We start from the raw sequence: 12,030 nt of genomic DNA, 5'->3' as shown, positions 1-12,030 counted from the left end.
GTCAAAATCAGGATTTACAGGATTTGAGAACTGACAGGATGAGAATTAAAATATATCTTCAGAAAATTTTTCAATGGTAGGATGAAAATCCTGCCCCTTTCCTTCATATTGGCTCAAATTTAGATATAGCATTGATAGCCCTTTGTAAGCTTGGGGAACATAACTTAGCTACTTCCATTTGCCAGTAGTTATTAACAAAGTAAATTAACTGTCCATTATAGTCTCTACCTACCTTTGCTGTGCTATTAGACCGTGGAACTATAGCCTCATGTAATTCACGGTTTCTAGATTTTCTGGCAATATTAATCAATGTTTGTTTTGGATCACTAATTTCGTCTACATTTTGAGGAATCAATGTTTGTGAAACTCCTAAGAATTTGGCAAAGCTGTCACTATCAGCTAAAAGCCATGCTTCTACTTCCCTAACAGCAATACGAAACAAAAGATTAGGATGTTTCGTATATGGTAGCCATTCCTGAATTAGTTCCTGTGGACACTCTGCTCTGTCAAGGTCTGTTAAAACTATATAAGGTGTTCCTTGAGCAGCATTATTAAATCCTTTGATATTTTTCTTAAGATAGCCGAAACCATGTTTAGAATAACAATTACCCACTATATAACGGCGATTTGACTGGTGTAAAATTGTCCGCAATACAGCTTCACTCAGTGGGTCTTCAACAGCTAAATTAATAGGTATTAAATCCACTATAAATGAATCTCCAATTGATTAATCTCAGATGGTTTAGTTAATGGCAATACGGCTTCAGCTATGCTTAAACCGCCTTCTAGCAGATCACGTACATTATCAATTGAAGATGCTGTAGTAACTTTAGTCCCTTCTAAGCTCGGTGTTAAAAGTAATATTTCTTCACCCCCAATTCCCTCGTCTTCGAGTAGATCCGCGCTATGTGTAGTGAGTATTATTTGTCTTTTTTTCTGACGTTGAATTCGATACATTAAAGAAGGTAATTTTTTAACTATTGCTGCATTTAAAGATAACTCTGGTTCTTCAAGAAGCAGCAGTGAATCACTTTCTAGTAATGACCACAGCAAGCCAATTAGACGTAATGTTCCATCTGAAAATTGATCTTCTCTTTGTTTGCCGGCTTGAGGTCGCCAATGCTCATATACTGCTTCTAAATGAGGAACACCCATTTCATCTTTTATATCAGTAAGATGTTTCAATTGGGGAACAGCAGAACGCAAAGCATTTTCAATCTTTGTTAGTCGAGATTTGCGAATCTTTTCACGAGTTTTGGTAATGCGTTCTAGAAAACTTCTGCCAAAAGGATCTTCTGAAATTCCCGGTCCAGAAAACACCTCTGGATAACGAAGTAACTGCGGTACAAGGTGTAGATAGAGAACTGATTCAAAAAACTTAGCAATTTCTCGAAAATTACCATTAGCACTAATTTGCTCCAAGTGGGTCTGTGTTCGTTGTAATTCATCTTTTTCATCGTCTATATCTGGTCTATCAACTATTATTTCATTTCCCTTCCATACACGCTCGTAGGCTAAAATAGGTTGACGATAACCTCTAGTTTGTTGTGTTATGCCAATAGCATATTTCCATATAGGTTGATGACTAGAATAATCAGACAGGTGTACTTCAATTTCAATTTTGGGATTTTGCCGCGCTGACAAACAACGAATTTTAGATACTCCTCCACGCTCTTTTACCGCTGTTTGTAAACCACCTCCAGGTTTGGCAATGTCACGTAAAAAGCGAAATACATCCAGAAAATTAGATTTACCACAGGCGTTAGGACCAATTATAAAAACTCTGTCTCCTAATCCAACATCAACTGACAGAAAATTACGCCAATTCTTGAGTATTATATGAGAAATAAACATTATGAATAAAGATAAGATTGCAGCAGACCTATCTTTTTATTTTATCATAGCTATTTTCCAGGTAGCAATCCCTAAATAGAGATTAAGAGGTAATTGATGATTACCAATCACCTCTTTGACAATTATCCGAAATTAAGCTTTCTTCAACCAACTAAACATAGCGCGTAAATCCTTACCGACTGCTTCAATAGGATGTTCAGCTTCTTGACGACGCATAGCAGTAAAACCAGGTTTACCCGCTTGGTTTTCTAAGACAAATTCCCGCGCAAATTGTCCAGATTGAATTTCGCTGAGGATTTTCTTCATTTCCGCTTTAGTTTGAGAGGTGACAACACGGGGACCACGAGTATAATCACCATATTCGGCGGTATTAGAAATACTATCACGCATTGTTGCTAAACCACCTTCTACGACCAAATCAACAATTAATTTGACCTCATGTAGACATTCAAAATAAGCTAGTTCTGGTTGATATCCTGCTTCTACCAGGGTTTCAAAACCGGCTTTAATTAAAGCACTCAAACCACCACATAATACCGCTTGTTCCCCAAATAAATCCGTTTCGGTTTCTTCCCGGAAAGTGGTTTCTAAAATACCCGCCCGTGTACCACCAATACCTCTAGCATAGGCCATAGCGCGATCGCGTGCTTTACCGGTTGCGTCTTGATAAACTGCGAATAATGCAGGTACACCTTGTCCTTGTTCGTAAGTACGACGGACTAAATGTCCGGGTCCTTTAGGTGCAACCATGACGACATCAACATCAGCGGGGGGGATAACCTGTGCAAAATGGATATTAAAGCCGTGTGCAAAAGCTAAAACGTTTCCAGCCTCTAAATTTGGTTCAATTTCGGTTTTATAAATTGTTTTTTGGACTTCATCAGGTAATAAAATCATGATGAAATCAGCAGCTTTAGCTGCGTCAGCCACATTTTTTACAGTCAAGCCGGCAGCTTCGGCTTTCGCTGTGGACTTACTACCGGGATATAATCCCACAATCACATTAACACCGCTATCTTTTAGATTGAGCGCGTGAGCATGACCTTGAGAACCATAACCAATAATAGCAACAGTCTTACCCGCTAAAAGATCTAAATTAGCATCTTCATCATAATACATACGCGCCATAGAAGCATCTCCTGTCCGCAAAGGTTGTTGTGAAATTGGCAGAATTTTGATTCTATCGCAAATTGGGGAACTCTTAACAGACAGGAATTTCTTTCTTCCCCTTGACTCCTGACTGGGTGTAGTCCTTGCGTCCTTACCTCCTCACAAATCCCCTACTTTTACTTTTTTTTTCAGAAGTTCAAGATAAACAGAAATAATTATGACAATTTTGATACAAATTTGTTAAGAATAGTTACAACACCTGTTATCGAAGGAAATATCTGTTATGGTTGATCTGTCTGACAAAAAACCAGTCCATCAAGTCGTGATTATTGGCGGTGGTTTTGGTGGCTTATATGCTGCTAAATCTTTAGCCAAGGCCAATGTACAAATCACCCTCATTGATAAACGCAACTTTCACCTCTTTCAACCACTGCTGTACCAAGTCGCTACGGGTTCTTTATCCCCAGCAGATATCTCCTCTCCTTTGCGTTCTGTCCTCAGCAAAAGCAAAAATACAAAGGTATTGTTGGGTGAAGTTCATGATATTGACCCCAAAGCTCAGAATGTGATAGTCAAAGGGGAATCTGTCCACTATGATACCCTAATTGTCGCCACAGGGGCAAAGCATTCCTATTTTGGTAAGGATAACTGGGAAGAATTTGCACCTGGTTTAAAGACTGTTGAGGACGCTATTGAAATGCGTCGGCGGATTTTTATGGCTTTTGAAGCGGCTGAAAACGAAAGCGACCCCATTAAACGCCAAGCTTTATTAACTTTTGTAATTGTCGGCGGTGGTCCAACTGGAGTAGAATTAGCAGGAGCAATTGCAGAATTAGCCACTAAAACCCTCAAAGAAGATTTTCGCAACATTGACACATCAGAAACCAGAGTTTTATTATTAGAGGGTTTAGATCGTGTTCTTCCTCCCTTCGCACCTGAATTATCTCAGACAGCAGAAGTATCATTAAAGGCTTTGGGTGTAGATGTGCAAACCAAAACCTTAGTAACACATATTGAAAATGATATTGTTACAATCAAACAAGGTGATGAAGTCAAAGAAATTGCAGCTAAAACCGTATTGTGGGCTGCTGGTGTAAAAGCTTCACCTATGGGTAAGGTGTTAACGGATAGGACTGGAGTGGAAAGCGATCGCGCTGGTCGTGTTATAGTAGAACCGGATTTGAGTATTCAGGGATATTCTAACATCTTTGTAGTTGGTGATTTAGCCAACTTCTCCCATCAAAATGATAAACCCTTACCGGGAGTTGCACCAGTGGCCATGCAGGAAGGGGAATATGTAGCTAAACTGATTCAAAAACGCCTCCAAGGTGAAACATTACGCCAGTTTAAATATGTAGATAGAGGTAGTTTAGCAATGATTGGTCAACACGCCGCAGTTGTTGATTTAGGATTTATTCAACTCCGAGGTTTCTTTGCGTGGTTCGTGTGGTTATTCATTCATATCTACTTCCTCATAGAATTTGACAACAAGTTAGTAGTCATGATTCAATGGTTATGGAATTATTTTACCCGTAATCGTAGTGCCAGATTAATTACAGGTAAAGAAGCCATTGCACCTATCCCAATTGTAAATAATCAGAGTCACACGCCAATTGTCACCAAAAAGCCGTTAAATGTGTAGTTGCTCACTCGTTCCCAGTCTCCGGCTGGGAATGCCCTCTAGAGGCTCTGCCTCCTAATATTCCATCATTATAGAAATAGAAAATCTATCTTTAGGATTGTTAAGAATGTATCAAACAGATCCGCCACTTTCCCCTAAAGAAATATTGTTAGGGTAAGTGGTTTAAAGATTAAAATAACAGTGTAGAATTAGGAGATTTTGGTAATGGCTTTAACAATTTTAGATGAGCAATTAGAAAGTATTCAGCTTTCGGCTGAGGTTCAGGAAAAAGCTTTACAAAAAGCTAAAGAAGGTTATGTAATGACATTATTAGAGGTAGGAGAAATTAGTAGTGGCAGGGCTGGTAAAATTCTTGGTGTTTCTCGTTTAGAGGTAATAGAAATGATGAAAAAATGGGGTATTTCTCTTTTTGATGATTCTCAAAATTTGGAGGAATTACGTCAAGAAGTCGAACAGGCAGAGTTAATTTTAAATCAGCAGATTTATTAAATGATTATTGTTTCTGATACTACGCCAATTAGCGAGTTAGCAAAAGTGAATCATCTTAATTTGTTGCCAAAACTTTTTGGTAAAGTTGTGATTCCCCAAGGTGTATTTGATGAATTGCAAGTAGGTGAGCATCCAGCCGCAAAACTTGTTCAGAATTTGTCTTGGTTGGAGGTTGTAACGGTAGATAATCAGCAGTTGGTTAGGGAGTTACAACAATCGTTTAAGTTAGATTTAGGAGAGTCAGAAGCTATTGCTTTAGCAGAAGAAATTAGTGCTTCTGGGTTATTAATTGATGAAAGGGCTGCCAGGAAGGTTGCTATGGCTCAAAAGTTACCTCTAATTGGGACTGTGGGGATTTTGCTGTTAGCGAAGCGTCGGGGTTTGTTGGATAGTGTTAAGGATGTTTTAGATGAAATGCAAGAACAGGGAATGAGAATTTCAGATCGGCTTTATGTGCAGGTTTTGACTTTAGCACAGGAAAAAGACGGGGAATAATATGCAAATATTGCATTTCTAAACCGAATCATCTTGCGACATAATAGAAATAGAAATTCTATCTTTAGGATTGTTAAGAATGTATCAAACAGATCCGCCACTTTCCCCTAAAGAAACATTACCGACAATGTATGATCTTCCTAGCGAAGACCCGGAGGAACCTGGTTTACCAGATCAATTTCATTTATTCCAACCACAATTATTAGCAGAAACATTCCGTCCACCAAATTATCCTAGCGACCAAATATTTACAGGAAGTGATCTGAATCTTTATTATGATTTGCGTCATCCTTCATGGTATAAACGTCCAGATTGGTTTGCAGTCTTAGGTGTACCATATCTGTATGAAAACAAAGATTTGCGGTTAAGTTATGTAGTTTGGCAAGAAGCAGTTAATCCTTATATTGTCGTTGAATTACTCTCACCAGGAACAGAAAAAGAAGACTTAGGGCAAACATTAAGAGATGTAGAAAAACCTCCTGGTAAATGGGAAGTTTACGAACAAATTTTAAGAGTACCCTATTACGCTATCTTTGATCGTTATAAATCTGAATTTAGAATGTTTCAGTTAACAGGCGCTCGTTATGCTGAAGTAAACTTATCAGATTTTCGGTTTTGGATTCCCGAAATAAAATTAGGTTTAGGAGTGTGGCAAGGAAGTTATAAAACTGTGGAAATGCCTTGGTTACGTTGGTATGATCAAGACGGTAATTGGATGTTAACCAGCACAGAAGAGGAAAAACAAAAAGCTGAACAAGAAAAACAAAAAGCTGAACGAGAAACACAAAAGTTAGAACAAGAAAGGCAAAAAACCCAAAGATTAATTGCCCAACTGCGTGCGCTTGGTGTTGAACCTGATTTAGAATAAACAAAATCTCACATCTTCTCGTTCTTCTCGTTCCCAGTCCTAGACTGGGAACGGGGGACACTTGGGGAGTAGAAAGTGGATTATAACTCCAGATTAAGCAATAATCACAAAATCGTTAGCAGTCAAAGGATCTACAACTGCAAACTCACCACCAGTACCAAAACCTGCTGTAGCACCATCTTGGTTATAGAAGAGACTACCGCTGGTTAGACTATAAACAATCCTGGCCTCGCTATCTCCTGCGAATTCATCATCTTCAACATAGTCAAAGTCTGACAGATCGCTCAATCCTGTACCGACATCACTGGTTAGAAAATCAAATACGGTTTTACTCAGAACTAACTGGTCAACTCCCGTGGAGAAGTCAGCAATGATGTCTACTCCATTATCAGTTGTATTAAAAGGATTATCTCCACTGAATACGAACTGGTCAATACCAGCGCCACCAAACAAATTGTTACTACCCAGACCACCCGTGAGGGAGTCATCATCATCTCCACCACTCAAGGAGTCATCACCATCTCCACCAAACAAGAAGTCATTACCAGTACTTCCATTGAGGATGTCATTACCTAGACCACCTTCTAAGGTGTTGTCCAGACTATTGCCAATGAGGCGGTCATTACCATCACCACCGATTGCGTTTTCAATCGTGTCTGCGTTTAATACAACTTTTGTGTTTGTATTAGCATCAACGGTTTGACCAAAGCTGGTACCCAGATTCAGACGGATATTAGCAGACGTACCAGCAAAGCTAATGGTATCTACTCCAGATCCATCTGTAATGGTGTCCCTACCCAGTCCAATGTCATCGATGGTGAAAATATAAGTATCATTACCAATACCACCATTGAGGGTGTCATTACCTAGACCACCATCAAGAGTGTCATTACCTGCACCACCATTAAGGGTGTTATTAGCACCGTTACCAGTGATAACGTTATCACGAGTGTTACCTGTACCGTTCGCTGCTGCTGTTCCTGTCAGTGTCAGGTTTTCGATCTGGGCTAGGGCGGCAATCGCAATAGTGAAGGTGGCACTAGATTCAATGGTATCTATACCTCCGTTGGCAAGTTCGGTAATAGTGTCAGTTGTGCTATCTACAACGTAAATATCATCGCCTAAACCACCAACCAAGGTATCTCTACCCGCACCACCATTGAGGGTGTCATTACCTAGACCACCATTAAGGGTGTTATTAGCACTGTTACCAGTGAGGAAGTTATCAAGCGCATTACCTGTACCGCTAATCGCTGTTGCTCCTGTCAGTGTCAGGTTTTCCACGTTAGCAGCAATAGTGTAAGTAACACCAGATCGAACGGTATCTATGCCTTCGTCGGGATTTTCTCTAATGGTGTCAGTGGTGCTATCTACAACATAGATATCATCGCCTGCACCACCAACCAAGATATCTGTACCAGCACCACCATCAAGAGTGTCACTACCCGCACCACCATTGAGGCTGTCATTGCCTCCACCACCATTGAGGCTGTCATTGCCCAACAATCCATTGAGGGTGTCATTGCCCAACAATCCATTGATGGTGTCATTACCATTAGTACCATTGAGAATGTTATTACTATTAGTACCATTGATCAGAGTCGGAGTGACGGATTGTCTGATTTCAATGATGCCTCGGAAAGTAAAGTTACTATTATTGGGGTAATCATTCCATTGACCAGCAGCACCGAAATTCATCACCACATAATCTTCACCCGGTTCTGGTCCGCCATTATCTGGTTGAGTGGGAATACCTGTTGTACCGGGAAACCAGTTAGTGTAAGTATATGTTTCATTACTTGCCCACTGGAACTGGCCTTCTGTTACTTTATCTGTCAAGCCAATCCATAGTTGTTCAGTACCACCAAAGGTACTGACTAACCAATCTTGCTCTGCTTGTGAGTTAATAGTCACAAGATTTCCGCCTGCATTTAGGGCTTCAGCTTGAGCTTGTTCCCATGTAGAGCGGGTTGAGGTGAGGCGATAGGTACTGCCGTTATAATCGGGCATGAGGATGATCCTGTATATTATAGATAGACATTGACCAAATTCAAATATGTATTTTCCAAAATCTTGATAGAGAAATTCCCTCTGCAAGGATTCTGGATTGTACATTTTTTTTCGGATATGCCTAAAGATTGCACGCCCATGATATCATACCAATGACTGAGTTTTGTACCGAGTTTATACTGAACTTACACCGAGTTATAGTATACTCAAGTAGTATATAGTATTCGGACAGACAAGGATGCCAAACCCACAAAAAAACCCTATCTACCAGGACACACAGTTGCCAATGTGGTTGTGTAATGGGATGCACTGAGCAGTTTAGCAAGCTGACTGTGACAGTTGCCGAAGTGGCCGGGGTTTGTATCCGATTTTTTTCGGTCAAATTGATAATAAGGACATAAAAAGTAAACTGATGAATACCATAGTATCTACCCTAACTTCTATTCTCAGCACTGAAAATGCTGTTATCTCCTGGGAAAATCTCGCCCCCACCCAAAAGCAGAATCTACAACAGAGTATAGACTCTAAAAGTTATCCCATTTGCGTCGTTTATCCCCATAGCCAGGCGGAATTAGCCGCAGTTATCACCACCGCCAACCGCCATCAATGGCGTGTTCTCGCCTGTGGTAGCGGTAGTAAAATTAATTGGGGTGGTTTAGCTAAAAATATTGATATTATTGTTAGTACCGAACGTATTAACCAACTCATAGAACACGCTGTAGGTGATTTAACTGTTACCGTGGAAGCAGGAATGAAATTTGCCGAAATTCAGGAAATTTTAGGAAAATCTGGACAAACTTTAGCCTTAGATCCAGCCTTCCCAGAATCAGCTACCATTGGTGGTATTGTTGCTACTGCTGATACAGGTTCTCTGCGTCAACGTTATGGTGGTGTGCGTGACCAACTTTTAGGTATAACTTTTATCCGCGCTGATGGAGAAATCGCTAAGGCTGGGGGACGAGTTGTCAAGAATGTGGCGGGTTATGATTTAATGAAGTTATTTACTGGTGCTTACGGTACTTTAGGTATTATCACTCAAGTCACTTTGCGAGTTTATCCCATCCCTGAAACTTCGGGAACGGTGCTATTAACTGGTAAACCTGAAGCCATATCTTCAGCAGTGAGAATTTTACAAAATTCAGAATTAACACCAACTCAAGTTGATTTATTATCAAGTAAGTTGGTGACTAGTTTAGCTTTGGGAACGGGAATAGGTTTAATTACCCGGTTTCAAAGTATTCATGAAAGTGTCGAAGAACAATCGAAACGACTTTTAGCAATTGGTGAAAAGTTAGGTTTAGAAGGGGTGATTTATCAAGGAGTTGAGGAGTCTAATTTATGGCAACAATTACCAAACAAAATATATGATTATCTCACAGAATCTACAATTACTTGTAAAATAGGAGTGTTACCAACTGCTGCGGTGGAGATTATCAATCAAATAAATATTGGTTTAATTCATGTTAGCAGTGGTTTGGGTTTGGTGCGTCTGGAAAATCAAGACCAGATTTTACCTGTGCGGAATTTATGTCAAGCCAATTCTGGTTTTTTAACTATTTTATCCGCACCTGTTGAGTTAAAGGAAAGGTTTGATGTTTGGGGTTATAATGGTAATGGCTTGGAGGTAATGCTAGGTATTAAACAACAATTTGATGGTAATTTGATTTTAAGTCCCGGTCGCTTTGTGGGTGGGATTTAAGATTTCAGGATCACGAACCGCAGAGGCACAGAGGTAACAGAGGTTAAGAGGGGAGAAATATAAATGCAAGTTTCGGAAGGTTTGGTGCATAATACTGCTAGTATTAAGAATTTACAGGGTTTTGATGGTAATCATCCACCAGATCCTAAGTTAATTGATAGTTGTGTTCATTGTGGTTTTTGTCTGTCTACTTGTCCTAGTTATCGGGTATTAGGAAAGGAAATGGATTCTCCTAGAGGACGTATCTATTTAATGGATGCTATTAATGAGGGGGAAATTGCTTTAAATACCGCTACTGTTGAACATTTTGATTCTTGTTTGGGTTGTCTAGCTTGTGTCTCTACTTGTCCTTCTGGTGTGCAGTATGATAAGTTGATTTCGGCTACTAGACATCAAGTAGAAAGAAATTATCATCGCAGTTTACCTGATAAGTTAATTCGACAATTGATTTTTTCTCTGTTTCCTAATCCTGATCTTTTAAGAATTTTACTTTTTCCTTTATTAGTTTATCAAAAGTTGGGGATTTCTAAGTTATTACAAGCAACTGGTTTAATTAAGGCTATATCTCCCCGGTTAGCTGCTATGGAATCTATTTTACCGGAAATTACTCTTAAATCTTTTCAGAATAGTTTACCAGATATTATCCCCGCTCAGGGTGAAAAAAGATATCGCGTTGGTGTTATTTTAGGATGTGTACAAAGGCTGTTTTTCTCTCCTGTCAATGAAGCGACTGTTAGAGTTTTAACTGCTAATGGTTGTGAGGTGGTAATTCCTAAGTCTCAGGGTTGTTGTGCGGCGCTTCCTGAACACCAGGGACAAACGGAACAAGCGAAAACTTTAGCCAGACAAATGATTAATAGTTTTGCTGATACTAATGTAGATTTTGTGATTATCAATGCTGCTGGTTGTGGTCACACTTTGAAGGAATATGGTCATATTTTAGCAGATGATCCAGAATATGCAGAAAAAGCCAAAATATTTGCCGCGAAGGTAAAAGACTCACAGGAGTTTTTAGCTAATATCGGTTTAACTGCTAAACTTTCACCTCTGACTGAGAAAAATCTGACTTTAGTTTATCAGGATGCTTGTCATTTATTACATGGTCAAAAAATTAGCGTCCAACCTCGTCAACTGTTAAAACAAATTCCAGGAGTAACTTTAAAAGAACCCATAGACGCAGCTTTGTGTTGTGGTAGTGCGGGTGTTTATAATATGTTACAACCGGAAGTTGGGGAAGAATTAGGTAAACAAAAAGCTCAAAATTTATTAAATACTGGTGCTGATTTAATTGCTTCTCCTAACCCTGGTTGTAGTTTGCAAATTAGTAAATATTTACCAGATTTACCAGGTAAAACTATTTCTATTATGCACCCTATGGAATTATTAGATTATGCTATTCGGGGTGAGAAATTGGAGATTTAGAAAGTTATAAGACCCATATTCCTTAATACGATTCGGTTAACCAAAAATCCCAATTTTTGTAATTCTAAAGGATTTATGATTGCGTTCCGTTATTGAGAATACTGTCAATTATTAATCTGATCCGAAGCGTATTGAGGGTGATATCTTCTTCCTTAGTTAACCTGCGGTCAATACACTCATCTAGAAGCAGTTTCATCCTAAGCTACCTTGTTAATCATTTGTTTTCCTGCTTCTTCTAAAAATGTAATGACTTGTTCTCTAGTGACAGTGGGAAAACCATCTAAAAAATCATCTATTGAATCTCCTGCTGTTAAATAATCTAAGAGTGTTTGTATAGGAACTCTTGTTCCTGTAAAAACAGGAGTACCACTCATAATTTCAGAGGAGACACTTATAACTGAAGGATGATTAGACATTGTAATTGTATTTGATATTTTCAAG

At 39.2% G+C, this 12,030-nt stretch carries 11 protein-coding genes; 6 read left to right on the top strand and 5 right to left on the bottom strand.

What is annotated here, in order from left to right:
• Window positions 1-103: 103 nt before the first annotated feature.
• The 3 genes from H6F39_RS06920 to ilvC form a co-directional block, all read right to left on the bottom strand.
• Window positions 104-706, bottom strand: coding sequence for a DUF4276 family protein (locus tag H6F39_RS06920; RefSeq protein WP_190372460.1), 603 nt, complete (start codon window positions 704-706; stop codon window positions 104-106).
• Window positions 706-1,854 carry an AAA family ATPase gene (locus H6F39_RS06915; RefSeq protein WP_190396442.1) on the bottom strand — a complete coding sequence of 383 codons (1,149 nt, stop codon included), beginning with the start codon at window positions 1,852-1,854 and terminating at the stop codon, window positions 706-708. Before H6F39_RS06915 ends, H6F39_RS06920 begins: the two co-directional genes overlap by 1 nt.
• Before the next feature lie 132 nt (window positions 1,855-1,986).
• Entirely contained in the window at window positions 1,987-2,982 is a 996-nt protein-coding gene (gene ilvC, locus H6F39_RS06910) for a ketol-acid reductoisomerase (RefSeq protein ID WP_137908793.1), read from the bottom strand.
• A gap of 265 nt (window positions 2,983-3,247) precedes the next feature.
• On the opposite strand from ilvC, the gene H6F39_RS06905 reads away from it, so the two are divergent.
• From H6F39_RS06905 to H6F39_RS06890, 4 genes are all read left to right on the top strand, one after another.
• Window positions 3,248-4,606 (top strand): NAD(P)/FAD-dependent oxidoreductase, encoded by a 1,359-nt coding sequence (locus tag H6F39_RS06905; protein WP_190396441.1) that lies wholly within the window; start codon window positions 3,248-3,250, stop codon window positions 4,604-4,606.
• A 204-nt stretch (window positions 4,607-4,810) separates the two neighbouring features.
• On the top strand, window positions 4,811-5,095 hold the full coding sequence (locus H6F39_RS06900; RefSeq protein WP_137908791.1) for a UPF0175 family protein: 285 nt from the start codon (window positions 4,811-4,813) through the stop codon (window positions 5,093-5,095).
• The gene (locus H6F39_RS06895; protein ID WP_190396440.1) at window positions 5,096-5,590 is read left to right on the top strand and encodes a DUF3368 domain-containing protein; all 495 of its coding nucleotides are present in this window, start codon (window positions 5,096-5,098) and stop codon (window positions 5,588-5,590) included.
• A gap of 79 nt (window positions 5,591-5,669) precedes the next feature.
• Complete coding sequence (locus tag H6F39_RS06890; RefSeq protein ID WP_168359398.1) at window positions 5,670-6,458, top strand: Uma2 family endonuclease; 789 nt, start codon at window positions 5,670-5,672, stop codon at window positions 6,456-6,458.
• A gap of 93 nt (window positions 6,459-6,551) precedes the next feature.
• Here H6F39_RS06890 and H6F39_RS06885 read toward each other — a convergent pair whose 3' ends face one another.
• Complete coding sequence (locus H6F39_RS06885) at window positions 6,552-8,468, bottom strand: lectin-like protein (RefSeq protein ID WP_199290881.1); 1,917 nt, start codon at window positions 8,466-8,468, stop codon at window positions 6,552-6,554.
• A 412-nt stretch (window positions 8,469-8,880) separates the two neighbouring features.
• Here H6F39_RS06885 and H6F39_RS06880 point away from each other — a divergent pair, with 412 nt between their 5' ends.
• Entirely contained in the window at window positions 8,881-10,167 is a 1,287-nt protein-coding gene (locus H6F39_RS06880; protein WP_190396439.1) for an FAD-binding oxidoreductase, read from the top strand.
• Window positions 10,168-10,230: 63 nt separating this feature from the next.
• On the top strand, window positions 10,231-11,589 hold the full coding sequence (locus H6F39_RS06875; RefSeq protein ID WP_190396438.1) for a (Fe-S)-binding protein: 1,359 nt from the start codon (window positions 10,231-10,233) through the stop codon (window positions 11,587-11,589).
• Between the two features lie 197 nt (window positions 11,590-11,786).
• Here the strand turns inward: H6F39_RS06875 and H6F39_RS06870 are convergent, their stop codons facing one another.
• The gene (locus tag H6F39_RS06870) at window positions 11,787-12,005 is read right to left on the bottom strand and encodes a DUF433 domain-containing protein (protein WP_028082764.1); all 219 of its coding nucleotides are present in this window, start codon (window positions 12,003-12,005) and stop codon (window positions 11,787-11,789) included.
• Window positions 12,006-12,030: the final 25 nt, after the last annotated feature.

This window comes from Dolichospermum sp. FACHB-1250, from assembly GCF_014696335.1.
Lineage (GTDB): Bacteria > Cyanobacteriota > Cyanobacteriia > Cyanobacteriales > Nostocaceae > Dolichospermum > Dolichospermum planctonicum.
This window is presented reverse-complemented; position numbering and strand designations above follow the sequence as displayed.